The organism is Nocardioides sp. AN3 (assembly GCF_054653495.1).
On sequence record NZ_BAAIGC010000028.1, the window covers coordinates 1 to 26,551 of the forward strand.

Consider the following 26,551-nt stretch of genomic DNA (forward strand, 5'->3'; position numbering starts at 1 on the left):
CTTAGGTCGTCGGTTCGACTGCTCAGGTCGTCAACGTCAGTCCGCACGGGAAGCAACTCGTCCGTAAGGACAGACGTGGTCACGACTCCACCATCTTGCTCATATGCATGGTCGACGAGCGGCCGACCAGCCGCGAACAGGACGAGCCCAGCGCCTACAGCGCCCGCGAGCATCGACACAACAACCGTAACCACCCATCGCGCGGGATCAGTCATGACGTGACGCTAGGCCAATAGCCTGCGATTACACGACAACACGACGCCACCGGGTTCGGGTCACTTCCGAAGAGTCAGGCCGGCCTAGCCGCCCATGGTGCGGCTCACTCGCGGGTCAGCAGCTTCGCGCAAAGCTGATCTCGGCTGTCGCCCGGACAAGGCGTGTCAACAAGTAGCCGCCTGGCGATCAGGCGACCGAGTTCGGAACCTGGCAAACAGTCAGGCGGCTACGGGACACTGTTCAGGGGGCCGTACGGCGGTTGAACCAGAACCGGAACGGTCCACGTCTGGCCGTCACGGGACGAAATGGCTCGAACCTCCAGCCATTCGTCCCCTCGATGATGCTCGCTGACGATTTGAACACGCCAAGCAAGGTCCCTCGCTCGCGGCAGAACAGAAACGGTCGTCGAATCGGCGACGTCGGGTGCCTTGACGCCGAGCACGTGCTCGGTAAAGGCGAAGGAGCAGCCTCTTGGCAGCCTGACCTCTACCCTTTCCAGTTCCTCGTTCGACGTGAGCACGAGACGCAACCGGTAGAAGTATCCGTCTCCATTGACGTCCTCAATGGTGGCCTCGAACGTCGGCGCACGCTCATCGCGACGCCGCTGCTCCTCTACTCGCGCGGTCCGTTCAGCTGACCCCGCTTGCCTCCGGGAGTAGACCGCTGACGCGATAGCTGCACCCAACGCGAGGATCGAGATGACAAGCGCGGCGACGTCCACCACCGCACCCTAGACGCCGGACGACAACATGCCTCGAACCCGACGATGATCGGCCCAGGCAGACCGGGCTGCGCTCACGCGCCTCGTCACCGGGCAGCAGTGCGTCATTCCGCTCGGTTGCGCGCATGTTGTCACGTGCCCCGAGCCGCCGTCCAGGTGCTTGAGCGGCGCGCCTGATCGAAGATTGCGTCGGCCTGGGTCTGTTCGAGCAGGTTCGGCTGCGTCGAGATCCAGCTCTTGAGGCGGCGACGGGTAGTGATCGCGACGTCGGTCGGGTCTTGGCGGATCGTGAGGTTGCGCGGATCGACGACCACCACGACGGCGTACACGGGGACGGGGAAGCCGCAGGCTCGGGTGAGGAGCTTGCTGGCGCGTTCCGCCTCGTGGCGGGAGTTGCGCAGGTAAGGCTGCTTCTGGCCGTTGACCATGAAGGTGTTGCTGTCGACCCAGATGTTGGCGCCGCAGTGGTTCTTCGTGTTGAGGGTGAAGACGCCGCCGGGGCCGACGAGGATGTGGTCGATGTCGGAGCCGTGGGTTCCGACGGGTACGGAGTGAAGATGGCGCCATAGTCCGTTACGGCTGAGCTGCCATAGGTCGCGGGCGACGGTCTCCTCGCCGAGAGCTCCCGTGCGCCATGCCCGCAGCTCGTGTCGGCCAGCATGATCGAAGAATCCGGGCGTGGGCAGTGACGCCGCCCGCCGCCACAGCGCGTCGCCCGCCTCGTTGCGAACGAGGTCGCGCCAACCTCCGTGCGGAGGATCGATCGGCCCCCGCCAAGTCGGGTGATCGAGCCACCACCGCGCCCAGGCCTGCCTGTTCACGGCGTCTTGACGCAATGCCTTGCGGCGCCGCCACCGGTTCCGGAATCCACCGTCTCGTGGTGGGATGACGAAGGGTTCGCGCTCTGGTCCGATGCGCGCATGCGGCACCCCGTAGGTCGCCAGCCAGCTCTCGACCGACACCTTCAGCAGATCGACCCAGTCCGCTGACGCAGGCTGGTCAATACCGGTGACGAGGTCGCGATAGCCGACGACAGTGCCGTCGTCGAGCCAGGTATATGCGCGGCTGACTCCGGGCTCGTTGCGCCACGACACATTCGCTGCGAGCGTCGACGGCATGCCGAGCGCCCCGTGCTCGGCGGGTGCGGCCGGCTCTTACTCACCCACCGAACGTTCCCAGACGCATCCAACCGAATCGAGCACTTCAAGAGCATCAGGGACGAACGTCCCGATAGCGAGGCGTTGGGCGTGAGGGCGATGGCGGTCACTCCGCGAGACAGACGTGAAGTCGACCTCAGAAAGCCCTGGTCGGCAGTCGGCGCGAAACGCATCCTTCCCTCACGCGAATCTACGACGATCGAGTCGTGATCGGGATGGTGTTTTCGCTGATGTTCATCATCGTCAGTCTCACGATTCAAGTCATGGTGTGGACCGTTCGGATTATGTTCCTCTTCCTTCGGCTCATGATTGCTGCAGTTCTCAGCAGCGGCAGCGCTCGATCGGAAGTGAGGCGCGTCTGAGCCGGATACACATGCGTCACACCGTCGGCTTCGAGGTGTGTCGCATCGCCGCGAGTATGGCTTTGTCAGCGATGCTTCTATTCACGTCATGGCTCCGATGTGCGGTGATCCCACGCCTTGGTCGAGTCCTCCGGGCCGCGCTTGGGGATGTCGGCACTTCGCGATATTCGGGCGTGTCAACAGCCGCTAAAAGCGCTCCCCCCTTTACCTTGCGTATGTGCCCCGTGTCCCTCGCTCGCGACCCGCGATCGACCCGTGGTGACCGCTCCCGACCTCACGGCCGTCGAGCGGTGGGAACGCCGCACCGAAGTACCGCTCATCCTGTTGGCGTTAGCCTTCCTCGTCGCCTACGCATGGCCTGTGCTCAACCCCCGCATCGACCCCGACCTACGCACGTTCCTCATCGCGGTGTCGTGGGCGGTCTGGGTTGCGTTCGCGATAGACCTCACCATCCGTCTCTGGCTCGCCGAGGATGTGCGCCGTTACGCGCTGGCGCACTGGTATGACGTGGCGCTCGTGGTGCTGCCAGTGCTTCGACCGTTACGACTACTCCGCCTCCTCACTCTCGTCCGCATCCTCGACCGGTCAGCGGCACGCAACCTGGCCGGGCGGGTGTTGGTCTACGTGTCCGGTGCGGCGGTCATGGCAGTTGTTGTGGGCGCGCTCGCCACTCTGGATGCGGAGGAGGACGCGCCCGGAGCCAACATCACGACCTTCGGGGACGCGCTGTGGTGGGCCGCAACTACCGTGACGACCGTCGGCTACGGGGACCGATATCCGGTGACCTTCCAAGGGCGCGTCATCGCCGTCGTTCTCATGATCATCGGCATCGGCGTCGTTGGCGCAGTCACCGCATCGGTGGCGACCTGGATTCTTGGACGCGTGGCCGACGAACGGGCGGCCCGAGAGCACGACGTTGCGGGCTGACTTTGTGAAGGGCACGTCGGATCGACCGCGACCTATCGTGACGAGACGCGGCTATCCGCCGCCAGTCGGCGTGCCTGAGTATGGGATCCGCCGATGGTTGGCGACCGCTGCCGGGCCTTGGCGGGTCACGGCGTGTGGACGCACCGCCGATCAGGCGTCCGGACTGAATGTGCCCGAACGAATCTGCTGTGCAACTTCATGGGCTCTGTCGCGGCCAGCACCCAAACTCGCGCAGTCTTCGATGAGGACTTGCTCGTCGTCATCGACCCTTGTGACGAGCAGCATGTGGCCATCGACTCGTCTCGCTGCCGGCTGGACGCGAACCAGCAAGCGGTTCACGAGCCGAAGGATCGGCCCTTGGCGGATCGAGTCTCCATACGCAAGGACGGTCGGTCCGACGCTGCCGAAGGAAGGCACCACCTGAATGAAGTACCTCGCACCGTTCGGCGCATTAGCAGAACAGGTGAAGACGTTAGCGGGGTAGTCGGCGTGGTCAGGCACGGACGCAGCATCCCACCTACCGGATCTGCCGCGATGAGCTCAGGCGCCGAGGGTGTGCCACACCGCCGGGTGCGTCGCTTCGGCTCCGCGTTCGGGCGCTAACGACCTACCGGATCTGCCGATGACCCGTCATGTCGGAGACACCGCGCTCGAATCGCTCCGAGAGGTGCTACTTGGAGCGGATGATCCTTTGCTGAAGCTCCTCGTAAATGAAGGCGTCCTGGGGGAAGTCACCGTGGCCACGCCAAGGGTCGGGCCACACGCCGCGCAGCCACTCCAAGACGTCCTCAGGGGCCGGGTGGCCGCCGGTGGCATGCTCCGCGTCGACGATGTCCGAGTCCCCCGTCCACCGGGCGACCCGCTGCCAGCCGATGCCGTCCTCACCGGCCGCGTAGATGAGCCAAACCGGCGATTCATACTGCGTCTCGCACGCGCAGAGCCATACGGCATGAGTCACCCGCAGCCGCCCATCTCGGTGCAGGTCTTCCCCGCCTGAGCGAGATGCAGCCGCTTGGAGAACTGCCTCGACGGCCGCGACGCTCGGGTCCCAATCAGGCGGCGGTCGCCTGCGACGCGAGAACATGCGCCCATGCTATGGGCGACCGGATAGTGCCCACGCGGCGCACGCGGAGTCTGCCGCGAGTCGCGCGTTCCAAGGGGTGCGTCTAGCAGCCGCGTCTCGGCTACGGCACACAGAGCGTTGTATCGCCATTCGCCGTCGCAGCGAGGACGCGTAGGTGAGGATAGTTCGGTGAGTCGTTTCCCGTGCCCGTGCTGTGGCCACCTCACTCTTCCTCAGGGACCGGGAGACTACGAGCTCTGCCCGATCTGCTTCTGGGAGGACGACGGCGGACAGCTGCGTTATCCACTCAGCCCCGACGGTGCCAACGGGATCAGCCTTGCCGAGGCGCAGCAGGTCTATCGACGGCTCGGCGCGATGGATCAGGTGTTCAAGCGGAAGGTCCGCAAGCCCCGGCAGGACGAGCCGGTCGACGAGGGCTGGCGTCCTTTCGATCCCGATCTCGACTGGACCGTCCCTGCGCTGGACGACGACCGATGGCCGGTGAATACCGAAGCGCTCTACTACTGGCGCCCTACCTACTGGAACGGTGATCAGCACCGGCTGCCGCTGCCGGCCCGGGAGCCAACCAACGATGATCGATTCGTCGCACACCTTCGCGCTCAGGTGCCCGAGCTTCGCGAGGCGATCGCCGCATCTGAACGACGCTGGGGCGTGGCCGGCGCGTTCGACGTGTGTCACGCCGCGGCCCGCCGCGTCCTCACGGCGTACCAGGAGGGCGACGACCAACTCGCCTTGAGCATCGTGACCGCGCTGCTTCCCGCTGTCGACGAAGGTTCGGCGATGTACAGCCCGAACTGCGTCTCCATCGCATTCCTGGAGCACGAAGGCTGGCACAATCCCGCCACCCAGGACCACGTCGATACGTGGCCAGCGCCCATCCGAGACGATCTTCGAGCACAGCAGGCATATCGACGGCACCACGATGCGACGATGGTGCTCCGGCGGGAGTCATGGACCGAGCTGCACCGCACCGGGCACGGCCAACCGATCGACGAGATTGCCGCACGGCTTCGTGCCCTACCTGGCCAGGTCGATGACGATGACCCTGAGACCGAGCTCGGGCTCCAGGTGACCGCGAGAGTGATCAGTGACCGGTTCTGGCTCTACCGGCACCCGATCGACTCCTTCCGTCTCGCGTGGCGATACCGCGCGACGCGGCGCCCTTGGCGGACGATCGGCGCGCTGCGCCGCCCTCGGTTCGTCGTGGCAACACAGACTCCGACCGAGCCCTGATGACGTTGTCGTCCGGATCTACCCAGATACCAGTACGCCCAGAGCGGTGCGTCTAACCGGGTCCCCTCTGTGTCAAGGACCCGGGTTCGGCGCCTTTGAGTGTGCGCCGGTGTTTGTCGCCGTCAAGGTCGTTCGTCCGGTGGGGCGCTCCATCTTGACGGCTCCTGCACGCCGGCGCGGGGGCGGTGGAGCCGAAGCTGCGTGGGGTGTTCGAGGTCGTGGTCGGGAGGGTAGCGTCGGTGCTGCGGGCTCGGGCTGTGGCTGGTCCGAAGAGCCGACGACCGGGGTGTACAGGTCGGCCACGCTGGACTTTGCAGTCGTCCCCGAGTGCCCTCCCGGGCCCGCCTGAGCCTGGTGTGTCGCGTCTGCCGAACCGACTGCGGCCGCGGCCGCGTCGGCTCGCAGCTGCCGGTAGACCAGGTCTGAGAGGCGCCGCTTGAGGCAGCGCAGTGCTTCCTTGCCGGTCTTGGCCTCCTGCAGCTTGCGTCGGAAGTAGCGGCGCCCTTCGCACTCTTGCCGGATCTGGGTGATCGCGGCGACGTAGAGGACGTGGTTCATTCGTCGGTTCCCGGCCCGCGACAGGCGCTGCCGGGTGTGGTCTCCAGAGGAGGCGTCCAGTGGAGCGGTGCCGTTCCAGGAGGCGAAGTGGGCGCGGTCAGGGAAGCGGGCGATATCACCGACATCGGCCAAGATCCTTGCGGCTCCCGCCGGGCCGATCCCATGCAGGTCCATCAGATGCGAGCCTTGAGCCAGGACGGCGGCCTTGAGCTCGTAGTGCATCGCCTTGAGCTTGCGGTCGACGCGGACCAGGTCCGCCAGCTCTTCGGCGGCCATCCGCCGCGTCGTCTTGCCCACCACGGTCCGCGGTCTCACCCCAGCCAGCAGCTTCTGCGCCTTGGTCGCGGTCAGGTTCCGTGGCGCGCCACCGGGGATGAGCTCGGCGAGGAGCCGGTGCAGCCGGTTCACGGTCTGGACCCGCAGCGCGGAGAGCTCATCACGACGATCGGCCAGCAACCGCAGCGCGATCAGCTCCTCGTCGAAGGTCAGCACCTTCAGCTTCGAGCTGCGTAGCGCCGCCGCGGCGACCGCATGCGCGTCGACCGGGTCACTCTTGCGGGCGTTGCCGGTATCGAAGACACGCACCCGGGCGGACAGCTTCGCGGGCACGTCGACCACCGTCTCGCCGTCAGCCAGCAGCCGCTGCGCCAGCGGTCGACCCACTCCTTGAGCGCCCTCGACGGCCCACCGGTGATGGGGCCACTGCTGGCGCACGTACCCCAGCATCGAGTGGTAGTCCCGGTTCTTCGTGCCGAACCGGCCAGTGGCGGCCACCACGCCCTGGTCGTCGATGACCTCGATGGTCACCGACCGCTTGTGCGGATCGACCCCTACGATCATCCGGCCCATCTCCTTCTCGCCTCCGTCCTCTTCAGTTGCTACCTGGATCGGCGAGGAAGGGCAGAGCTACTTGGAGCTCGGGGCAGTCCCCTCTTGAGCCACAACCTCACCACGGCGCTCGACGAGAACGCAGCCCGAAAGAGAGCCACAACATCCGAAATTGCTGGGCAGCCGCGAATAGAGAGCGTCCCGTCGAGCACCTCGACACCAGCCTGGCCGGGCCGGAGCCGTAAGAGAAGTCAACAAGTAGCCGCCATTGATCAGCTCGACCATGACGCCGGTTCTAGTCAGAGGATCGCGCCTCGTGGCCCTAGTTCGATGGAGGCAACGCCCCGCGCGAATAGCACGAGCAGCCGATCCCCGTGCTGGCAACGAAGGACACCTGGCTCAGATGCCAACGTTGCTACAACGCGTTCGACGAGCTTGTCCTCATCGGTCGCATCTGGATCCTCGTACCTCACGTCAGTGTGCTCACCGCTGGTGAACCGGACACGAAGCACAACGTCTGTCATGAAGGCACGCTACCGGCGGCCGGTGCTCACGTGTCACCCAGGCCAGCCGCCTGGCAGCGTCTTTCCGCCGCGCTCACAGCCGCAGGCTTGTCATCCCTCCGTCGACGCGAAGGATGGCGCCTGTCGTTGATGCGGCCAGTGGCGAGGCAAGCGAGGCGATCGCGACTGCGACCTCCTCGGCAGTGACCAGGCGACCCATGGGCTGCCGTTTTCGGAGGGCTTCGGCCGCGGCGTCCGGGTCGTCGGCTTGCGCCAGCAGACGCGTGATCCATGGCGTATCAGCGGTTCCGGGAGCGACCGCATTGACGCGGATGCCGTCCTCGACGTGGTCGGCTGCCATCGCCAAGGTGAGCGCGTGGATGGCACCCTTGCTCGCGCTGTAGGCGGCCCGGTTGCGCACTCCGACGAAAGCGACCGCCGAGCACATGTTCACCACCGAGGCGTGGTTGGACCGTCGCAGGTGAGGCAGCGCTTCGGCGGTGACGCGTGCCGTGCCGATCACGTTCACGTCGAGTACCTGCCGCCATTCGGCTTCGTGGGTGACGTCGACCGATCCGATCGCGCCGATTCCTGCGTTGTTCACCACGATGTCGACGGCGCCGTACTCGCTGACGACGGCCGCGACTGCTGCGACCACCGACTCGGTGTCCGTCACATCGCAGGTGACGGCAAGCTGGTCAGCCGGAACCGTTGAGACGTTCATGTCGAGCACAGCCACCCGAGCGCCCCGGCGACGGAGGCATGCTGCCGCTGCCGCGCCGATGCCGCTGGCGCCGCCGGTGACAACGGCCACGAGACCGTCGAAGTCATTCATGTGCGCATCTCCTGCTAGAGGACGTGAGGATTGACAAGGATCTTGGGGCCTGGGCCAGCGTCGGCCGGACGTTCACCCTCGAGCACGGCACCGACCTCGGCCAGGCCGACCGTCGCGGCGACCAGCGGTCTCGGGTCGACGCGCCCGGTCGCGTAGGCGCGAATGGTGGCCTCGAGCCCGGGTGAGGCGGACAGGATCCCTACTGCCGTGACGTCCTTCAGCGCGAGTACGCGGGAGTCGACCAGACTGGGGTTTCCGGCCAGCCCGATGTAGACGACGCGGCCGCCGGGTTCGACCGTCTCGGCCGCATAGGCGGGCAGGTCTGCTGCGTTCGAAGCATCCACCACGGCATCGAAGGCGGCGTCGGGGACCGTGTCGGTCGTCCAGGCGTCGTCGAAGCCGAGATGCCGCGCGAAGCTCAACGAGCCCTCCGAGCGCCCGAGGAAGTGAACCTCGACGCCTTCAGCGCGCAGGAAGAGCCCGGTGAGGGTGCCGATCGCGCCAGGGCCGAGGACCAGGACCCGGTCTCCCGGACGAGCATGTGCCGCACTGGCGGCCCGCCACGCGTTGCCCCCGGGTTCCACCATCGCGCCGGCCGTGACGTCGACTGTCGACGGGAGCGCGTGGAGGGAGGAGACCGGTACCGCGATCTGCTCGGCGAGCGCTCCGGCCCGGCCGTTGCGGATACCGACTTCTGACCGTTCCTCGCAGACATGCTGGTGTCCGCGCAGGCAGCGCCGACACGACCCGCACCCGAGCATCGTGTCGCCCATGACGCGCCGGTTCAGCCAGCCAGGGTCCACGCCAGCACCGACGTCTCGAACGGTTCCGCACCATTCGTGTCCGAGCGTCATTGGGTACTTGGCGTGGCCTTGATGGAGGTAGGCCATCTCTCCGGTGAAGAACTCGGCGTCTGTGCCGCAGACCCCGACCCGCTCGACGTCGATGACGACCTCGTTCGGGTCCGGTTCGGGTGCGGGGACATCTTCGACAGACCATTCGCGTGGCCCGTGAAGGACGAAGGCGCGCACGCCGCGCCCTACCGGGGTGCCAGCACGCGCTGGCGCTGGCGACCGAGCCCCCTGATGCCGAGTTCGATCACGTCGTCGGGCTGGAGCCAGATCGGCGGCGTGAAGCCCATGCCGACGCCCGGCGGGGTTCCCGTGTTGATGAGGTCGCCGGGCTCGAGAACCATGAACTGGCTGATGTAGTGGACGATGAAATAGGGGTCGAAGATCATCGTGCCGGTCGAGCCGGACTGGCGCCGCGTCCCGTTGACGTCGAGCCACATGTCGAGCGCAAGGACGTCGTCGATCTCGTCGGGGGTGACAAGCCAAGGCCCGGCGGGGTTGAAGGTCTCGGCAGACTTGCCCTTCAGCCACTGGCCGCCCCGTTCCATCTGGAAGGAGCGCTCGCTGACATCGTTGACGAGGACCCAGCCGGCGATGTGGTCGGCGGCAGTCTCGACCGAGTCGAGGTAGCTGGTCCGTTTGCCGATGACGATGCCGAGCTCGACCTCCCAGTCGGGCTTGGTGGCACCGCGGGGAATTCGTACGTCGTCGTCGGGTCCGATCAGGGTGTTCGGCGACTTGGTGAACAGGATTGGCTCTCTCGGTACGTCTTGACCGGTCTCGGCGGCGTGGTCGCTGAAGTTGAGCCCGACGCAGATGATCTGGTGCGGCCGGGCGATCGGTGCGCCGAGGCGTTGGCCTGCGAGCGGCTGGCGCGCGGTGGAGGCACGCTCGGCCACGATGGGAGCGATCCGCTCGAGGCCGCCACTGCCGAAGAACTCCTCGTCGAAGTCGGAGACGACGTCGGAGAGGTCGACGAAGTGCTCGTCGTCGACGAGTGCGGCGGGCCGCTCGGCGCCGACATCTCCGATGCGGACAAGCTTCATGGTGTTCCTTCCGAGGGAGGTGGCGGGCTAGCGAGTTCCGGACCACAGATGAGGTGGATTGCCCGTGACGCCGGGCTTGAAGGTGAAGAGCCGACCCGAGAGCGGGAACCTCTGCTGTTGGCTGGTGTCGAGGTCCTCGGTCGCCGTCGTGATGACGAGGGTGTCGAGGTCGGGCCCGGCGAAGACGGGGCAGGAGGTGTGGGGGGCCGGCACGTCGACGCGACCGATGATCTCGCCCTCGGGCGAGAGGCGAAGAACGCAGCCCGCACCCCAGACTGCGACCCACAGGTGGTCCTGGGCATCGGTGGTCATGCCGTCCGGGTGGCCCTCGTTGAGGACTGTGAGCAGCGTTCGTGTCCCAGCGGAGCCGGTCTCCGGGTCGTAGTCGCGGACGAAGATCCGATTCGTCAAGGTGTCGATGGTGTAGAGGCGCCGACCGCTGCTGCTCCAGGCGAGCCCGTTGGCGAGGGTGAGGTCCTCGTCGAGGACGGTGGCCGTCTCCCCCGCGTCGATGCGAAACAGCCGCTCGGAACTGGTGGGGCCCTTGGTTCCGAGGACCATGCGGCCGGAAGGGTCAGGCTTGCCGTCATTGAACCTGCGTAGGTGGCCGTCGATGAGCTGGCGTCCTGCCTCGATGTCTCCGCCAGGGCTTCGGTAGTAGAGCCGGTGCGTCCCGGCGACCAGGAGGTCCCCCGTGGCCGCGATGGCGACCGCTCCTGCGGTGTCGGGAAACTCGATCCGGTCTTGTGCGTCGATCCGTCCCTGGTCGGTCAGGCGCCCGGTGTAGACGGCACCGTCCATGATGTCGACCCACAGCACGACCGAGCGGATCGGATCCCAGATGGGTCCCTCGGCCAGGTAGTGCGGTCTCTGTGTTGCCACCTCCGCCGTGCCTAGGAGCGGGACGGCCTTGTAGGTGTCCATCACGACCGCCCGCGCGAGGCGTGGGCCTGTGAGCCGGCAGCCGCGGCGAGCCGGTCGCTCGCGCGTGTGCCGACGTGGCCCCAGGCGTCCCGCAGTCGTGCGACGAGCACGGAATCTGTTGCCATGAGCGTCTCAGTGGGACTCACGTGAGACCTTCGAGCCGGTCCTTCCGACGAGGAAGTCGAGGTCGGCACCCTGGTCTGCTTGCAGCACGTGGTCGACGTAGAGCCGCTCCCACCCGCGCGCAGGGTTGGCGAATCCCCGAACGGTCGCGTTGTTGGGCGTTCGTGCTGCCAGTTCTTCGGAGGGGACGTCGAGGTCGAGGCGCCCGGCGGCGACATCGAGGATGATCCAGTCGCCTGTCTCGACCACTGCGAGCGGTCCACCTGTCGCGGCTTCGGGTGTTACGTGGAGTACGACCGTTCCGTAGGCGGTTCCCGACATCCGGCCGTCGCAGATGCGCACCATGTCCCGGACGCCCCTCTCGAGCAGCTTCGTCGGGAGGGGCATGTTGGAGACCTCCGGCATGCCGGGGTATCCCTTCGGTCCGCATCCGCGCAGCACCATCACGGAGTTCTCGTCGATGTCGAGGTCTGGGTCGTCGATGCGGGCGTGGAAGTCCTCGATCGAGTCGAAGACGACCGCCTGTCCGCGGTGCTGGAGCAGGTGTGGCGAGGCGGCGCCCGGCTTGATGAGCGCGCCGCCCGGGGCGAGCGAGCCGCGGAGCACGCTGATGCCGGCGGCCGGCTTGAGCGGCTGGTCGCGTGGCGTGATGACGTCACGGTCCCAGATCTGCGCGTCGTCGAGGTAGTCGACGAAGGGGCGGCCGGTGACGGTGAGGGCGGTGGGGTCCAGCAGGTCGCGGACCTCGCGCATCACGGCGAGGAATCCGCCGGCTCGGTAGAGGTCGTCCATCAGGTATTGACCGGCCGGCTGAAGGTTCACCAGCAGCGGGACCTTCGCGCCGATGCGGTCGAAGTCGTCGATCGTGAGGTCGACGCCAAGGCGTCCGGCGATAGCCAGCAGGTGCACGACCGCGTTGGTGGAGCCGCCGATGGCGGCGAGGGCGACGATGGCGTTGTGGAAGTTCGCCTTGGTCAGGAACGTGGAGGGACGTCGGTCGTCGGCGACGATTTGAACGGCGAGCCGTCCGGTCTCGTGGGCGGCCTCCAGTAGGCGGGCGTCGGGGGCTGGCGTGCCGGCGAGGCCCGGCATGATGGTTCCGAGGGCCTCGGCGACGAGCGCCATCGTGGATGCCGTGCCCATCGTGTTGCAGTGGCCCTTGCTGCGGATCATGGACGACTCGCTCTCGAGGAACATCGCGTCGCTCAGGGTGCCGCCGCGGACCTCCTCGGAGAGACGCCAGACGTCGGTGCCACATCCGAGGGCCTCATTGCGGAAGTGGCCGGTGAGCATGGGGCCGCCGGGCACGACGACTGCGGGCAGGTCGACCGAGGATGCCGCCATCAGCAGGGACGGGATCGTCTTGTCGCATCCGCCGAGGAGGACGACGCCGTCGATGGGGTTGGCCCGGAGCATCTCCTCGGTCGACATCGCTGCCATGTTGCGCCAGAGCATGGCGGTGGGGCGGACTTGGGTCTCTCCGAGGGAGACGACGGGGAGCTCAAGGGGTATGCCGCCCGCTTCGTAGATGCCGTTCTTGACCGAGGCCGCGACCTCCGTCAGGTGGGCGTTGCAGGGGGTGAGGTCGGACGCGGTGTTGGCAATGGCGATGTGCGGGCGGTCGTGGAAGGCCGAGGTCGGGAGTCCACGACGCATCCATGCACGGTGGATGTAGGCGTTGCGGCCGTCGCCGCCGTACCACTCACTGCTGCGCAGGTCGGTCATGCTCTCCAACTTTCGAGATCTTGTTCGCCGAAGTGAAGGGCTTCACAGGATCCGTCTCACGGCCGCGCCCTGCTCATCGATGACTCGGTCCTCCCACCCGCCCACGGGGGATGACTCAATCCCGTCCCCACGATCGAGTGCCTCGAACGCTCGTGCGTATCCCGATTCCAGCGACACGGCGGGGCGATACTCCGGGACGTCCCGCTGCAGCTTGGCCGCGGTGAAGAGCTGATTGCGGGCGAGGACTCCCGGGACGAGCATGAACCGTTGGGGATCGAGAGCCTGGAGCGTGCTTGCGGCGACAGATACCTGTTCCACCTCACGGCCGAGCAGTCGCATGGCGGTGCGATGGACCTCGTCCCACGTCGTGTGCAGCGGGTTGACGAGGTGATAGGTCTGACCGACGCAGTGGTCGTGCTCGAGCACACCGGCGTAGCCGAGTGCGGCATCCTCGGCATGGAGGATGTGGTGCAGCTGGTGACCCTCGCCGATCTTGACGATCGGCAGCCCTCGCCTGATGCGATCCACCCAGGTGGTGTCCCACCCGATCTGACGGATGACGTTGTTCTGTCCGTACGTCGTTGACGGCTTCAGGATCGTGACGGGGAAGTCCTCGGCGAAGTACGCGGCCTGGTACATGCGGTCGATGAGGAGCTTGTTCACCCCATAGGGATGGGTCGGACGGAGTGGATGCTCCTCCGTGGCCGGGAGCCAGTCGAAGTCGTCCCCGATGGTGGCCACGGTGGAGGTGTGCACGAAGCGCCCCACGCCCCGGAACGCCTCGAGACTGGCGCGAGCCTGCTCGGGCTGATAGCTGATGAAGTCGATGCCCGCCTCGAAAGAAGCGGCACGCACGGCCGGGATGAACCAGTCGAGGTCGTTGCGGTCACCGACCAGCACCCGGGCCCCGTCCGGGACGTCGCCGGAGAGGCCGCGCGTGATGCACGTGACGTCGTGTCCACGCTCGAGGAGCGCCGTGACCACGCTGGTCGAGATGGTGCCTGTGCCGCCGACGATCCCGATCTTCACCCGTTCTCCTGTGCTCGCTGGTGGGCTCGCGCCAGTGTCAGGCCTGGCCGTGGATCGAGCGCGGGGAGAGAACAGACCGGTCGATGTCGGCGATCCGCGGGGCGCCGGTGAGGGCCATCGCCTCGGCCAGCTCACCGCGCAGGATCTCGAACACACGCTCCACTCCCTGGGCACCGCCGACCGCGAGACCCCAGATGATCGGTCGGCCGATCAGCACGGCCCGTGCGCCCAATGCGAGAGCGCGCAGCACGTCACGGCCGGAGCGGATGCCGGAGTCGGCCAAGACCTCCAGGTCACCCCCGACAGCGTCGACGATCGCGGGGAGGCTGTGCGCCACGGGCTCAGACGACCTCAGGCCCTGACCGGCATGGTTGGACACGATCACGGCGGCCGCGCCGTGCTCGCGGGCGAGGACCGCATCTTCAGGACGGATGACGCCCTTGAGGATCAGGGGGAGCTCGGACAGGCTCCGCAACCATTCGATGTCGGACCACGAGACGCCCGGATCGGGGAATGCGGCACCGAACGGCCTGTCGGCGTAGTCCCGCGCGATGTACATGGCGTGCGCATCGGTGCGCCACAGCTCGCCGAGCGCCTCGGATGCTCGGCGCATCGGTGGTGAGAACGACGGCATCACGGGCAGATCCACGGTCAGGCACAGGGCGACGGCTCCGGTCGCAACCGCCCGATCGACCACGTCCTTGACGATCGAGCGGTCCCTGACGCAGTAGAGCTGTTGCCAGTACCGTCCCGCCGCCACCGCGCCGACCTGCTCCGGGGCGCGCGTACCCGTCATGCTGAGGGTCGTGATGCTCCCAGCGGCGACTGCTCCGCGTGCCGTCGCCACTTCCCCCTCGGGGTGGACGAAGGTAGAACCGACGAACGGTGCGGTGATCACCGGCACCGCGATCTCCTGACCGAGGACCGTCACGGCGGTGTCGATCTCGCTGACATCGACAAGAGCGCGAGGACGCAACAGGATTCGCTCCCACGCCGCCAGGTCAGCGCTCAGCGTCTCTTCCATTCCGACGTTGTTCACGAAGTCGCGGTACGCCTCCGGCATCAGCCGCTGCGCCGCGACGCGGAGCTCCCCGAGGTCACCGAGGTCCGCGAGCTCCGGGTTCGGCTCGGAGGTCGGCTCGGCGGCCTTCCGCTCGGTCGTCTCGGTCGTCATCGTTGTCTCTCTTCCTCACAGTGGTGCGGCGGCTCAGCGCGGCTGGAGGCCCGCCGCCCGGTAGATGTCATCCACGACCCGCATGGTCCCGACCGCCTGATCGGCGTCCAGAATGCTGGGGGATCCCTCGTCGAGTACGGCGACCAAGTGCTCCAGCTGCCGCACGTAGCTGTTCTCGCCCTCCGCGCCGCTCTCCTTCACCAACACTCGCTCGCCCGACGTCACGGTGAGCGTTGCGCCCAATTGCGGCACGATGACGCCGGTGGCCTCCAGCCGGGCGTCCGAGCCGATCATCCGCACAGACATGCTGCCGCGGTCGTCGCCGATGAACGACGCACGTACCCGGGCCGGGATGTCGCCAGGCAGGCTCAGCACGGCGTCGGTCTGCAGATCGATGCGGGGATCGTCCGCATAGAGCTGGGCCTCCGCTGACACCACGGTCGGCTCACCGAGGGTCGCTCGAAGGAGGTCCGCGGCATAGCAGCCGACGTCCATCACGGCCCCACCGGCCAGGTCCCCGTCGAGCCGGATGTTCCCGGGCTTGACGACGAAGTGCGGGATCGAGAAGTCGATCTCCACGTCGCGGACCTCGCCCAGCACCCCGGAGGCGATGACTTCGAAGAGCTGTCGGTTGAAACTGTGCAACTTGTAGTGAAAGCCCACGAACGCTCGGCGCCCCCGTGCTGCGGCCGCATGGGCGATCGACCTCGCTCCGGCTTCGTTGGCGGACAGTGGTTTCTCGCACAAGACGTGTTTCCCGGCGGCGAGGGCCTGCAAGGCCCACTCGGTGTGAACGATCGGCGGCAGAGCGAGGTACACCAGGTCGACCTCCGGGTGGGCTAAGACGGTGTCGTAACCGCCGGACGCCGGCACATCGAGGCGCTGGGCGAAGTCGGCCGCCCGCCCCGGGTCACGAGCGCCGATGGCGACGACCTCCACACCCTCCACGACCCGGGCTGGTTCAACCATCGCGCGTTCCGCGATGCCGCCTGCGCCGAGGATCCCCACGCGCACCGTGCTCACCCTCGCTCGCCCATGAGTCTCAGGGCGAGGCGGCCCCCCGACTTACCTCTACCGACGACTGGCCGGTCGCGAAACATGGACACTCCCACGCGCTGCACCTGGTCCTTTCCCATGATGAGAAGCCCACTGTGGCCAGGCCGGCTTCTGTCGGGAACCCCTCATTGCCGATCCAGGCCATCGACAACCTCGATGACCGCCCACTCAGTCCTCCGTCCAAGCCGCTGCCCATGCCGAGGGCGGCATCGCCATACTGCGCGGCAACCTCGCTCCCCGAGCGAGCCTTGATCGAACCCGCTGCGGCGCCACCGGAGCTCGCCTCGACGGCCCAGTACGCCGTTCGCCGTCGCGTGCGATATCATGAGATATCTAGGAGGTGGTCGAGATGGCCGACGTACTGATCCGTGACATCCCCGAGGACGTCCTGGCGGAAGTGGACGCCCACGCCGCACGCCTGGGCCTCTCACGCGCCGAGTACATCCGACGCCGTCTGACCGCAGACGCGGCCGTGTCAAGCTCCGGAGTCTCGAGCCATGACCTGCGCGCCTTCGCAAGCAACTTCGCCGACCTGGCCGACCCAGAGGTGATGGACGCGGCGTGGCAGTGACCAACTGGCTGGTCGACAAGTCGGCCCTCGTGCGCCTGGGCGACAGCCCGGACGCCGAGCAGTGGGCGAACCGGATCGAACGTGGCCTGGTACGGATCACAACGATGACGCGGCTCGAGATCGGCTACTCGGCGCGCAACGCCGCCCAAGCCCGCACCACGTTCAGCACCCCGCCCATATCCGCGATGCCGATTGAGTACCTCACTCCTACGATCGAGGACCGCGCGCTCGAGGTGCAGCAACTCCTCGCCGGCAGGGGCCAGCACCGAACCCCATCGATCCCCGACCTCATCATCGCAGCCACTGCCGAGCTCACCGGCATCACCGTCTTGCACCTGGACAAGGACTTCGAGCTGATCGCCGAGGTCACCGGCCAGACCTGCGAACGCGTCCGTCTTTGAACGGTGGCGCCAGCGTCACGTCGCCGCGTCACACCGCCGGTTGTCTGCCGCGACCCGCCGGACCGTCGAGGGTGCGTCTTATCGCCGCCTTGGATGACATCGCGCCGCTCGTCTTGCCGGCCGAATGGCAGTAGCGGCTTCCCGCCACGAGCTGCTAGGCGATAGCGTGCGGAGCATGAAGGCCGACGCGGCCGGTCGGGTGCGGATCACGGCTCCGGGTGTGAGTGACATCATCCGCATCGCGGCGTTGCTGAAAGCCATCGATCCGCACGTCGAGTGGGCCCCGCGCTACGTGCTTGAGGTATGGCTCGCCGAATCGCGACTGGAGGCCGACCATTCCGTATCTCGGCGGCTGCTGTTCGCGTCTGGGGCTCTGATATTCGCCGCGGTCGCTTTGGGTCTGATGTTGCTCATTTTCATCATCCTCCTCAGCGGAGCCGAGTAGCTCGCCTGCCGCCTGCGCAGTGGGCTGCTGCGCCGTTCTCCCGGCGATGCTGGCGGCAGCGTGCACAGCCGCGGCATGGGGGTCGCGTCCGAAGGCGCGTCTTTCCGCCGCGTCAGCCCTGTGCGCCCGCCCGGTGGGCTCAGATCTACCGATGCAGTCCCGACTGATGGTTCCCACACCGCGTAGGTCAGGGCGTGTCACGCACGATGCTGCAGCGGATACACAATCCGCGCAATCGCGAATGCGGTTGCGACCGGGATTGTTGGTATCGCCGAAACGCGGTCGGTCGCGCAGTCAAGTGGTGGTTCCCCGCTCGGCTCTTCGGTCTGCACCACAAGTGCAGTCCCTCAGCAGAGTGGAAGCGGGCCATGGAGTAGGACGCCGACCTCGAAAGTCGACGTCGTCGACGGCCTCCCCTTTGGTCAGCCTGCCGTACGGCTGCGTCACGCCGCCGAGTCCGACTCCGGTCACTGAGAACGACGGTCAACCTCCATGGCGGCGGCGCCAATCGCCCGCTCCAGCATGAGCGCGGCTGAAAGCGCGTTCGAGACCGAGATCTTGAACGGCCCGAGCCCTACCACCTTCTCATTCGAGCCGTATCCGAACCCCAGAAGGCACTGGCGACGTCTCGCCGCTCCGAACCCTCGACGACACTTCTACGTTGCGGACCCCGACCGTACCCAAGGGCCCATTCGTCGAAATGCGTAAGGGCGTTCCGCATCTCCGCGATACCGGGCAGCGCGGTGAGGAAGCGATCTCGTGCACTCGCGAGCTTCTCGCCGATGTTGGCTTCCACCCCCAAACCGGCTAGAGCCACCTGTTCCAACTGTTCGGCAGCGAGCAACTGCACTAATGCGAACACCAGGTTCCGTGCGTCAACCTGCTTCGAACTCACCGGCGCTGAGCGGAGGTCGTTTGCATCGCCGAGCCGCACCACCGCGAGTTGAACAGCACATCGCCACCACATCGCTTCGGAGACCGCTATGGCGTACGGATGGTCAGCGGGTGACCAGTCAGCCCCTTCGGGAATGTCAACCACACTGTGGTTGTACACCCCGCGGTCCCAAGGCGGGTGCGTCACACCGCCGGGTCAGCGCCCTCTGACATACGTCGCTCTGGGTCCGCCGGGTTCCTCCCCCGACTTGCAGGAGCCACGACGCGAGCAAAATCGATCGGTTCCCGATGTGCTTCGAGCCGATCCCGCCTAGCCTTGACCAGTGACCGATGAGAAGCCCAAGACGAGAGTCCATCGGCTGAAAGACAAGATCGTCGACCTCGCCGAGTTCGTCTGGGACGTGGTCTTCTCCTGGCTCTAGGCGCAATCCGGAGCCGCATCTCACGCTGTCCTGGACGCGCGTCACACCGCCGCCAGTCCCCGCCGACTTATCGGATCAGCCGAGATCCGCTCAGATTGACGCGTGCGTCGCGCCGATACTCGCCGCTACCGATGGCGAACGCCCTCAGACGAACGCGACGAGAGCGAGGCCGATCGTCACGAGGGCCGCGACCCAGCAGCGGCCAACCCGACGCCGGTGCGCCGCTCGCCAGGTCACGACAAGGGCCGCCACCGCAAGAAGCGGCACGCCGACGCGCTGAGCCGTAGCACGTGCAATCTCCGTGGCGGTCGGGTCGACCGCCCGAACACCCTCCGGCATGAGGTCGTTGGGTGACCACAGGAAGACAGAGACGCCAAGAAGCCACACCAGCATCCACAGCACGGCCAGCGCCGCCGCCACGGACGCCAAGGCAATCGGCACCGGGGAGACGCGCGCTCGCGCAGGCGCAGGCTCCGACGCGACGAGACTGGGCTGTTCCACGCAGCTGAGCATCCCATGTTGGCGACCGTCACGGTCGAGAACGGCGACCATGTCTGCCGCATTCTGCTCGACCCTGGAGTTGCGTCATTTCGCCGGCAGTCGGGCGCGCGTCGACTTGCGTCCCACGGCCGCCTGCGCTCGCACGATCAGCGGCGCGTTACCTAGGGTCTGAGAAGGGCGGGGTCTCCCGGTGATGGCGCTCATGTTGGGGTTCCGAGGATATGAGTTCCTGGTTGCTTCGGGCGGCGTCGTTCGTGGGTCGGTCGGGTGTGGCGGCGGATGGCCCATTCGGCGACGGCGAGGTTGATTACCCAGCCAGCACCTTTCGCGAGGTCGTCTCGGACGTCGCCGGTGCCGAGGAGGGCGCCGCCGATGGGTTCGGTGAACACCTGGGTGCCGGCGGCGAGGCCGATGGCGTAGGCGCGAATCATCCATGCCCGGTGGGCCGGGATCTGGCGGGCGCGGGCGGCGCAGACCCCGAGAACGATTGCGCCCGCCATGGCGGAGGCGAACACCAGCCGGAACGCGTAGAGGACATCGCCGGTGCCCGGCTGTGGTGAGTACACCAGTGTTAGCCAGAGCGCGGACCCGGCGACCATGAGACCGGCGACGGCGATGACGCGGCCCGCACGCCGATGCCAGGTCAGGTGCTGGCGGCGGAATCGTGGCAGGAACTGGAGGATGCCAACCAGCGCGAAAATCGCGGCGCCGACTATGTGGACGACGAGCGCGACCGGGAACCCGGTGAACCTGGCGTCGGCAGGGATGACCGCGGGACCGCCGAGGAGTTGGATCACACGCAAGGTGCCGGCGGTGAGCGGGATGAAGCTCAACGCGAGGAGTGCGAGGGGCATCGGCCAGCTGGGCGGGATCCGCTCACGGCCCGAGGTCGGGCTGCGGACGGCGGCCGGTGTTGCGAGGTGGTTCATCGTTCGCTCCCGGTGGTGCTCCCAAGCTGGTCCGCGGGGCTGGGCTCGACGCGGGCAACAGAGATAAGCGGCATCCCGAGGTCGCGAAGTCTGGCGAGAATCCCGTGCAGGGCGGCCTGGTCCGCGACGGGGCCGCGAAGGACCGTGGTGACGCCCCTACCGGCGCTGCCGGGGATGTCCGGGCTCGCGTTGGTGACACTGGTGAGGGTCATGCCGTCGAACCACGCCAGCCACCGTTCGTGGAGGCGCCCCTCGATGCGGATCTCGTACAGACCGGGCTCATGCGGGCCGGCGGGCGGGGTGTTCACCAAGTGCTCCTCTTCCTGGTCCTGACGGTTCCAGCGAGAGCTGGAGCCGTGCTGATGCCTGCAAGCTAGGAGCAGAAGCGATGAGGGGTCGTCACATCATGTGGTGACCACGGTGGTGAACTTGCCGCCCGCGCTGATCCAAGGTGCTGAGGTCGCGTCTTCCCGGTTTCGGCAACACCCCTTGTGGCCGCTGGCGTGTGCGAGGACTGTGGGTCACACACGACGTGGTGGTCGCCCAGGGTCTCGGCCTACGCCGCATGGCACTCATCTTGCGTGTGAACACTCCTGCCAGCGATTGCTGCACAGGTGTCATCCCGCGAGTGCCGCAGGCGTTGCCCGTCGGCAGAGGGGAGCTCGTCATGAGCTCGAGAAATAGCACTGCGACCGCTGTAGGAATCTTGTTCTTCACCCAGATGGCGACCGCCATCGCCGGCACCAGTCTCATCTCTGCCTACACCGACAGCGACGCCGGCCGGACAGCACTCACAGCAGGTGTCCTGTTCATGATGTGCGCCGGCCTTGCGGTCGTCGGTATCGGCCTGCTCATGTACCGGGTCCTGAAGTCCGTCGATGCGCGCCTGGCGATCTGGTATCCGGTGCTGCGGGTCGTGGAGTTCACTGTTTCGGCGGCCTGCGGCATCTACCTCCTGATCCAGCTGGAGGTCGTTCCCAACTACCTGCTGTGGGTCTACGTCCCGACGGCCGCCGGTGGCCTGGTCCTCACCTACCTGCTCTTCGTGTCGCGGCTCGTGCCCCGGCCCATCGCGCTGCTCGGACTCGTGGGCTACGCCTGTCTTGCGGTCGGTGTGCCGCTGGACCTTCTCGGTGTCCTCAGCATGGACTCCGGCGCGGGACAGGCTCTTCTCGTGCCCGGCGCTCTCTTCGAAGCGCTGGTGCTGCCCATCTGGTTGCTCGCGAAGGGCTTCCAGACCCCCCTTCGCGCGCGAACTGCTGCTGCCCCGAAGCTCGCACCGACACGCTGACCGTGGGCCGCGCGGGCCAAGCAGATCAGGTTCAGCGGACCCCGGAGCCCGTCAGGAGGCCGAGCCGGTGGGCTCGGCTGATAGCGGCGCGCCGGTTGTTGACGCCGAGCTTGGTGTAGATGTGCTTGGTGTGGGTGCGGACCGTGTTCAGGGACACGACGAGATGGCGTGCGATGGCGGGCCCGTCGAGGTCTGAGCCGAGGAGTCGCAGCACGTCGAGCTCCCGGTCGCTCAGCGGGTCCACCAGCCCCACCTGCGGTTCGAGACGCGGTGCTGACTGGGCCGACGGTGCAGTCGTGGACCCGGCGCCGCGAGCCACCCCGTTCGCGGCGTTGCTGGCCATCATGGCGTCCAGCAGCTCGTGGACGTATCCGGACCGGGGCTGGGTGGTGGCGAGCTCGCGGAGCCGGGGTGTCAGGGCGGACGCGGCGTCGACGAACACACGGACCCAGCCGTCGGTCTCGGCGAGGTCGACCGCGTGGCGAAGCGCTTCGAGCGCCGCACCTCGGTCCCCGTTCGCCTCGTACGCGGTGGCCAGCAGGACCTCGAGCTCGATGACCGACCCGATCCGGCCGCCGTCGGTGGCCGCGGCAAGCAGACGGCCCAAGAGAGCCAACGCGGCATCCAGCGACCCTGAGGACCCTGTCGACCTTGTCGACCCTGCAGGCCCTGGAGACCCGTGGGCGGCGTGCTCTGCCAGCAGCACCCTGGCGAGGGTGATGTGCTCGTACTCGCGGAAGTACGACAGCTCGTCGTCGACCGCGACCCCGTGATCGCGCGCCCACGCACGCGCACCGACAAGATCGCCACTCGCGGCGAGAACTCGAGCACGGGACGCGTGGACCGGCTGCACGTTCGGCGAGTAGTCGCCGACGTAGACCCGCTCGGCCTCGTCGAGCAGCTCGAGGGCGGCGGCCAGGTCGCCCTCGGCCGCCCGTAGTCGGGCCATGCCGACGCACCACCGGTACGGGTTCTGTGGGAGAGAGGCTGCCTCCCCCAGCTCGTCGGAGCGACGCAGATGCTCGGCTGAGGCAACCAGGTCGTTGCGGTACCACGCCGTGCGGCTCAGGCCGACGAGCATGTCGGCGGTGCCTCGCATGACGCTTGCCCCGGGCGGGGTGTTCGCCTCGACCAGCCCAAGCGCATGGGCGAAGGTCTGTTCGGCGTCGCGGAGCCGACCCAGGCGCAGCTCCATGTCGGCTATCGCGATGGAGCAGCCCAGCACGTCGGCGATGTGCCCGGCCCGCGTCAGGGCCGGAATGGACCGGGCATAGCTGGCATGGGCCGCCGTGATGTCCCCGGTCGACCAGGACGCAAGCCCGGACAGCGCCGCCGCTGCCCCGACAGCGAGGTCGTCGCCCTCGACGGCGGCGACGATGGCGCGTTTGGCGCGGGCGATGGCACGGGCTGGGTCGCCGCCGAGGAGGGCGAGCGCGGAGCGGTACATCTCGACCGCGGCAGGGACCCGGTCGAACTCCTTGGGGTCGACGAACACGAGGTCTGCCGCAGGCTTGGCCAGGAGGTCCTCGACGTGGTCGAGGCGGCGGTCGACGCCGTCGAACTGGTTGCTGGCCATCAGGCCGCCGATGAGCGCGACCGCGAGGACGGGGCGGTCCCGTAGGACCTCATCGGGCAGCCGGCGTGCCCAGCGGCTCAGCAGGTCCTCGAGTCGCTCGCGCCCAAGGGCTCGAAACGAGCTCTCGATGAGGTCCGCGGCCCGGTCGAGGTCACCGCCCTCCAGCGCGTGCCGTACCGCGGCCTCCACCTGGCCGGCCGCCGCATACCAGTCAGCCGCTCGACGGTGCAGCTCAGGAACGTCCCCGGGGCGTTCCTCGAGGAGATGGGACTGGAGCACGTCGCCGAACAGGTGGTGGTAGCGGTACCAGGTGCGCCGGTCGTCGAGCGGGACGAGGAAGAGGTTCGCACGGTCCAACGTCTCAAGCATCGCCTTACCGCTACGAGCGCCACTGGCGTTCCTCGACGGCGGGCTGACCGCGTCGCACAGCGGCCCGGTCACTCGAGCGAGGATGGAGGTGTCGAGCAGAAAGCGGCGTACGCCGTCGGGTTGGCGGCTGAGGACCTCGTCGGCGAGGTAGTCGACGACGAACCGGTCATCGCCGGCGAATCCGGCGATGAACGCGGAAGGGTCGTCGCGACCGCGTAGCGAGATGGCGGCGAGCTGGAGCGCGGCGACCCAGCCTTCGGTGCGGGTCTCCAGCGAGGCGATGTCGGTGACGGTGAGCGCGAAGCCGTGGAGGTCGTTGAGGTAGGAGGCGACCTCCTCACCGGTAAAGCGGAGATCGGATGCGCGGACCTCGAGCAGCTCTCCTCGTGCCCGCAGCCGCGACAGGGGCAGTGCGGGGTCGGCGCGGGTGCTGATGACCAGCCGCAGCTGGGGCGGCAGGTGGTCGACGAGGAACGTCATCCCGGCCGCGACATCGACGCTGTCAGCGAGGTGGTAGTCGTCGAGGACCAGGGTGACGTCGCCAGCTTGGACGCTGAGTTCGTTCACCACCCCGGCGAGCACGGCTTCGACGGGCGCCTGCCCGGACTGGAGCAGCGTGAGCGCAGCAGCACCGGTGCCCGGGACCGCTCGGTCGAGGGCCAGGAGGACGTAGGTCCAAAACGTAGTCGGCTGACGGTCCCGGCCGTCGAGCGAGACCCACGCGACGGGATGCTCGCCCCCAGGGCTGTCCCGTCCGGTGCTCACCCAGTCTGCGAGGAGCGATGTCTTCCCGAACCCCGCGGGTGCAGAGACCAGCGTGACCGGTGAGCCGTCCGCATGCTCGAGCAGATCGGCAAGGCGGGGCCGCGCGACGACGTCGCGTCGCGGACTCGGTTGGAGCAGCTTCGTCTCCACCAGTGGGTCGGCCATGCGGCTCCCCTTCCTGGGCGTCGGACCGACGGCCCCCTGAGCGTAGGGCAGAACGCCGTCGTCGGCGCGGGGTCGACCAGCACCCTGACGCCCTGTGCGTCAGTGCGCGGACTCGGAGGTACTGGCATGGGTGTGCATCCGTTCGCCGGGGCGGCCGAAGATGCTCAGGACCTCGGCGGGTCCGTCGCCGGTGCTGCCGAACCAGTGCGGGACCTGGGTGTCGAACTCGGCGGCCTCTCCGACGCCTAGGACGATGTCCTGGTCACCCATGACGAGCCGCATCTGCCCGGACAGCACGTAGAGCCATTCGAACCCGTCGTGCGTGCGCGGCTTCGGCTCCGACTGGCCCCTGGGGATGACGATCTTCCACGCCTGGATGCCACCAGGGTGGGTCAGCGGCAGGACGGTGCGCCCGTTGACGCGTCGCGGCTTCAACCGGATGCGCGGGTCACCCACCTCGGGTGCGCCCACCAGGTCGTCGATCGGCACCCGGTAGGTCTGAGCCAGCGGCAGCAGCAGCTCCAGGCTCGGGCGTCGTTGCCCGTTCTCGAGCCGCGACAAGGTGCTCTTGGAGATCCCGGTCAGCCTCGCGACCTCCGTGAGAGTGACGCCGCGCTGCTCGCGAACACGCCGCAGACGCGGGCCGACCAGGTCGAGCGCGGCCGCGATCGGGCCGGTGCTGCCCACGGGAGCGCTGGCAGATACGGAGGTGCTTCGAGAGTCGTCCATGCGCCCCATTGCACCGCCTCGTTCCCAGAATCAGCAACAACGGTTGTCGAAGACGTGGTGTCGGACGACTCTGGTGGCATGAACGAATACGACGTGGTGGTAGTCGGCGGGGGCGCCTCCGGCCTCTCAGCAGCCCTGGTCCTCACTCGCGCCCGTCGCAGGGTCGCCGTGGTCGACGCGGGCCATCCGCGCAACGCACCAGCGGCCCATATGCAGGGCTTCCTAGGCTCCGACGGGCTGGCGCCGACCGAGCTGCTCGCAGCCGGCCGCGCCGAGGTCACCGGCTACGGCGGCCGGCTGGTCTCCGGAACGGTCGCGACCATCACCGCGTGCCCGCGCACCAGTGCTCGCCAGAGCCGTGGCTTCGAGGTCTTGCTCGCGGACGGCTCCACGCTCAAGGCGCGCCGCATCCTGGTCACGACCGGGCTGCGCGACGACCTCCCCGACATCCCCGGCGTGCGGGAAGGGTGGGGACGCGACGTGCTCCACTGCCCGTACTGCCACGGCTACGAGGTCCGCGACCAGCCCCTCGGCGTGCTCGGCGGCGACCCTGCCTTCATCGAGGACGCCCTGGCGCACGCACACATCGTCCGCCAGTGGTCCGACGACGTCGTCTTCTTCGCCAACGGCGGATCCTTGACCGCCGCACAACGTGAGCAGCTCGTCGCCCGCGCCATCGGAGTCGTCGACACGCCGGTTGCCCGCCTCGTCATCGAGGACGACCGGCTGACAGGTGTCGAACTCGACGGCGGCCAGGTCGTGCCCCGGAGCGCGGTGTTCGTCCGCCCGCAGTTCGTGCCGAACGACACCCTGCTGACCGGCCTCGGCTGCGAGACCGGTCAGAACCGCTGGGTCACCGTCGATGCCACCGGACGCACGAGCGTTGCGGGCGTCTGGGCAGCCGGTAACGCAGTGAACCCGCGCGCCCAGGTCATCACCGCCGCCGGCGAAGGGTCAGCGGCCGCTATCGCCATCAACCACGACCTCGTCGACGAGGACCTGCCCATCGCGGTCACCAACTTCCGCCTCGGCCTTCCCGTCGGCTGAGCCCGCCGACTGAGCCCCTCGGCTGAGCCCAACCGACTGAGGCCATCGACTGAGTCGGGCTCGGACCTACCCCACAGACACGCCGCCCCCATTG

The 26,551-nt window shown here is 67.6% G+C and carries 29 protein-coding genes; 7 read left to right on the forward strand and 22 right to left on the reverse strand.

The features are described from left to right. The 3 genes from ACYQ1K_RS22220 to ACYQ1K_RS22230 form a co-directional block, all read right to left on the reverse strand. Nucleotides 1-215 (reverse strand): hypothetical protein (locus tag ACYQ1K_RS22220; protein WP_459985497.1); only part of this gene is annotated, 215 nt, incomplete at its 3' end. A gap of 227 nt (nucleotides 216-442) precedes the next feature. Beyond that, nucleotides 443-937 carry a hypothetical protein gene (locus ACYQ1K_RS22225; protein WP_459985499.1) on the reverse strand — a complete coding sequence of 165 codons (495 nt, stop codon included), beginning with the start codon at nucleotides 935-937 and terminating at the stop codon, nucleotides 443-445. 131 nt (nucleotides 938-1,068) lie between these two features. Beyond that, complete coding sequence (locus ACYQ1K_RS22230) at nucleotides 1,069-2,055, reverse strand: nuclease-related domain-containing protein (RefSeq protein ID WP_459985501.1); 987 nt, start codon at nucleotides 2,053-2,055, stop codon at nucleotides 1,069-1,071. A gap of 659 nt (nucleotides 2,056-2,714) precedes the next feature. On the opposite strand from ACYQ1K_RS22230, the gene ACYQ1K_RS22235 reads away from it, so the two are divergent. Beyond that, nucleotides 2,715-3,383: a potassium channel family protein gene (locus ACYQ1K_RS22235; RefSeq protein WP_459985502.1), complete on the forward strand. Its 669-nt coding sequence runs from the start codon at nucleotides 2,715-2,717 to the stop codon at nucleotides 3,381-3,383. Between the two features lie 150 nt (nucleotides 3,384-3,533). Here the strand turns inward: ACYQ1K_RS22235 and ACYQ1K_RS22240 are convergent, their stop codons facing one another. Next, the gene (locus tag ACYQ1K_RS22240) at nucleotides 3,534-3,884 is read right to left on the reverse strand and encodes a hypothetical protein (protein WP_459985503.1); all 351 of its coding nucleotides are present in this window, start codon (nucleotides 3,882-3,884) and stop codon (nucleotides 3,534-3,536) included. A 169-nt stretch (nucleotides 3,885-4,053) separates the two neighbouring features. Next, the gene (locus ACYQ1K_RS22245) at nucleotides 4,054-4,341 is read right to left on the reverse strand and encodes a hypothetical protein (RefSeq protein ID WP_459985504.1); all 288 of its coding nucleotides are present in this window, start codon (nucleotides 4,339-4,341) and stop codon (nucleotides 4,054-4,056) included. Nucleotides 4,342-4,635: 294 nt separating this feature from the next. Here ACYQ1K_RS22245 and ACYQ1K_RS22250 point away from each other — a divergent pair, with 294 nt between their 5' ends. After that, nucleotides 4,636-5,700 (forward strand): CPCC family cysteine-rich protein, encoded by a 1,065-nt coding sequence (locus ACYQ1K_RS22250; RefSeq protein WP_459985505.1) that lies wholly within the window; start codon nucleotides 4,636-4,638, stop codon nucleotides 5,698-5,700. Between the two features lie 72 nt (nucleotides 5,701-5,772). Here ACYQ1K_RS22250 and ACYQ1K_RS22255 read toward each other — a convergent pair whose 3' ends face one another. The 11 genes from ACYQ1K_RS22255 to ACYQ1K_RS22305 form a co-directional block, all read right to left on the reverse strand. After that, entirely contained in the window at nucleotides 5,773-7,098 is a 1,326-nt protein-coding gene (locus ACYQ1K_RS22255) for an IS110 family RNA-guided transposase (protein ID WP_459985506.1), read from the reverse strand. Between the two features lie 287 nt (nucleotides 7,099-7,385). Then, nucleotides 7,386-7,610: a hypothetical protein gene (locus tag ACYQ1K_RS22260; protein ID WP_459985507.1), complete on the reverse strand. Its 225-nt coding sequence runs from the start codon at nucleotides 7,608-7,610 to the stop codon at nucleotides 7,386-7,388. Nucleotides 7,611-7,683: 73 nt separating this feature from the next. Next, entirely contained in the window at nucleotides 7,684-8,424 is a 741-nt protein-coding gene (locus ACYQ1K_RS22265; protein WP_459985508.1) for an SDR family NAD(P)-dependent oxidoreductase, read from the reverse strand. Between the two features lie 14 nt (nucleotides 8,425-8,438). After that, nucleotides 8,439-9,455 carry a zinc-dependent alcohol dehydrogenase gene (locus ACYQ1K_RS22270; protein WP_459985509.1) on the reverse strand — a complete coding sequence of 339 codons (1,017 nt, stop codon included), beginning with the start codon at nucleotides 9,453-9,455 and terminating at the stop codon, nucleotides 8,439-8,441. Between the two features lie 8 nt (nucleotides 9,456-9,463). Continuing rightward, entirely contained in the window at nucleotides 9,464-10,321 is an 858-nt protein-coding gene (locus ACYQ1K_RS22275) for a fumarylacetoacetate hydrolase family protein (protein ID WP_459985510.1), read from the reverse strand. 27 nt (nucleotides 10,322-10,348) lie between these two features. Further along, a complete protein-coding gene (locus tag ACYQ1K_RS22280; protein ID WP_459985511.1) occupies nucleotides 10,349-11,245 on the reverse strand; it encodes an SMP-30/gluconolactonase/LRE family protein in 897 nt (298 codons plus the stop codon). After that, entirely contained in the window at nucleotides 11,245-11,370 is a 126-nt protein-coding gene (locus ACYQ1K_RS22285; protein ID WP_459985512.1) for a hypothetical protein, read from the reverse strand. Before ACYQ1K_RS22285 ends, ACYQ1K_RS22280 begins: the two co-directional genes overlap by 1 nt. A gap of 7 nt (nucleotides 11,371-11,377) precedes the next feature. Continuing rightward, nucleotides 11,378-13,093: an IlvD/Edd family dehydratase gene (locus ACYQ1K_RS22290; protein ID WP_459985513.1), complete on the reverse strand. Its 1,716-nt coding sequence runs from the start codon at nucleotides 13,091-13,093 to the stop codon at nucleotides 11,378-11,380. A gap of 42 nt (nucleotides 13,094-13,135) precedes the next feature. Continuing rightward, a complete protein-coding gene (locus tag ACYQ1K_RS22295; RefSeq protein WP_459985514.1) occupies nucleotides 13,136-14,122 on the reverse strand; it encodes an NAD-dependent epimerase/dehydratase family protein in 987 nt (328 codons plus the stop codon). A 37-nt stretch (nucleotides 14,123-14,159) separates the two neighbouring features. Next, entirely contained in the window at nucleotides 14,160-15,296 is a 1,137-nt protein-coding gene (locus ACYQ1K_RS22300; protein WP_459985515.1) for an alpha-hydroxy acid oxidase, read from the reverse strand. Between the two features lie 33 nt (nucleotides 15,297-15,329). Next, nucleotides 15,330-16,319 carry a Gfo/Idh/MocA family protein gene (locus ACYQ1K_RS22305; protein WP_459985516.1) on the reverse strand — a complete coding sequence of 330 codons (990 nt, stop codon included), beginning with the start codon at nucleotides 16,317-16,319 and terminating at the stop codon, nucleotides 15,330-15,332. Nucleotides 16,320-16,701: 382 nt separating this feature from the next. Between ACYQ1K_RS22305 and vapB the strand changes: the two genes are divergently transcribed. The 3 genes from vapB to ACYQ1K_RS22320 all read left to right on the forward strand — a co-directional run bounded on the left by vapB (nucleotide 16,702) and on the right by ACYQ1K_RS22320 (nucleotide 17,769). Then, nucleotides 16,702-16,923 (forward strand): type II toxin-antitoxin system VapB family antitoxin, encoded by a 222-nt coding sequence (gene vapB / locus ACYQ1K_RS22310; RefSeq protein ID WP_459985517.1) that lies wholly within the window; start codon nucleotides 16,702-16,704, stop codon nucleotides 16,921-16,923. Continuing rightward, the gene (locus ACYQ1K_RS22315) at nucleotides 16,914-17,324 is read left to right on the forward strand and encodes a PIN domain nuclease (protein ID WP_459985518.1); all 411 of its coding nucleotides are present in this window, start codon (nucleotides 16,914-16,916) and stop codon (nucleotides 17,322-17,324) included. The genes vapB and ACYQ1K_RS22315 overlap by 10 nt, the downstream gene beginning before the upstream one ends. A 175-nt stretch (nucleotides 17,325-17,499) precedes the next feature. Further along, the gene (locus ACYQ1K_RS22320) at nucleotides 17,500-17,769 is read left to right on the forward strand and encodes a hypothetical protein (protein ID WP_459985519.1); all 270 of its coding nucleotides are present in this window, start codon (nucleotides 17,500-17,502) and stop codon (nucleotides 17,767-17,769) included. A gap of 574 nt (nucleotides 17,770-18,343) precedes the next feature. Here ACYQ1K_RS22320 and ACYQ1K_RS22325 read toward each other — a convergent pair. From ACYQ1K_RS22325 to ACYQ1K_RS22340, 4 genes are all read right to left on the reverse strand, one after another. Beyond that, the gene (locus tag ACYQ1K_RS22325; protein ID WP_459985520.1) at nucleotides 18,344-18,808 is read right to left on the reverse strand and encodes a hypothetical protein; all 465 of its coding nucleotides are present in this window, start codon (nucleotides 18,806-18,808) and stop codon (nucleotides 18,344-18,346) included. A gap of 421 nt (nucleotides 18,809-19,229) precedes the next feature. Continuing rightward, a complete protein-coding gene (locus tag ACYQ1K_RS22330; protein ID WP_459985521.1) occupies nucleotides 19,230-19,586 on the reverse strand; it encodes a hypothetical protein in 357 nt (118 codons plus the stop codon). Between the two features lie 200 nt (nucleotides 19,587-19,786). Next, on the reverse strand, nucleotides 19,787-20,515 hold the full coding sequence (locus tag ACYQ1K_RS22335; RefSeq protein ID WP_459985522.1) for a DUF2306 domain-containing protein: 729 nt from the start codon (nucleotides 20,513-20,515) through the stop codon (nucleotides 19,787-19,789). Then, a complete protein-coding gene (locus ACYQ1K_RS22340) occupies nucleotides 20,512-20,823 on the reverse strand; it encodes a hypothetical protein (protein WP_459985523.1) in 312 nt (103 codons plus the stop codon). The genes ACYQ1K_RS22335 and ACYQ1K_RS22340 overlap by 4 nt, the downstream gene beginning before the upstream one ends. Before the next feature lie 359 nt (nucleotides 20,824-21,182). On the opposite strand from ACYQ1K_RS22340, the gene ACYQ1K_RS22345 reads away from it, so the two are divergent. Then, entirely contained in the window at nucleotides 21,183-21,806 is a 624-nt protein-coding gene (locus ACYQ1K_RS22345) for a DUF4386 domain-containing protein (protein WP_459985524.1), read from the forward strand. 31 nt (nucleotides 21,807-21,837) lie between these two features. On the opposite strand, the gene ACYQ1K_RS22350 is transcribed toward ACYQ1K_RS22345, so the two are convergent. Next, nucleotides 21,838-24,681, reverse strand: coding sequence for a winged helix-turn-helix domain-containing protein (locus ACYQ1K_RS22350; RefSeq protein ID WP_459985526.1), 2,844 nt, complete (start codon nucleotides 24,679-24,681; stop codon nucleotides 21,838-21,840). Nucleotides 24,682-24,780: 99 nt separating this feature from the next. Then, on the reverse strand, nucleotides 24,781-25,410 hold the full coding sequence (locus tag ACYQ1K_RS22355) for a helix-turn-helix domain-containing protein (RefSeq protein WP_459985527.1): 630 nt from the start codon (nucleotides 25,408-25,410) through the stop codon (nucleotides 24,781-24,783). Between the two features lie 78 nt (nucleotides 25,411-25,488). Here ACYQ1K_RS22355 and ACYQ1K_RS22360 point away from each other — a divergent pair, with 78 nt between their 5' ends. Further along, nucleotides 25,489-26,457 (forward strand): NAD(P)/FAD-dependent oxidoreductase, encoded by a 969-nt coding sequence (locus ACYQ1K_RS22360; protein ID WP_459985528.1) that lies wholly within the window; start codon nucleotides 25,489-25,491, stop codon nucleotides 26,455-26,457. Nucleotides 26,458-26,551 lie beyond the last annotated feature (94 nt).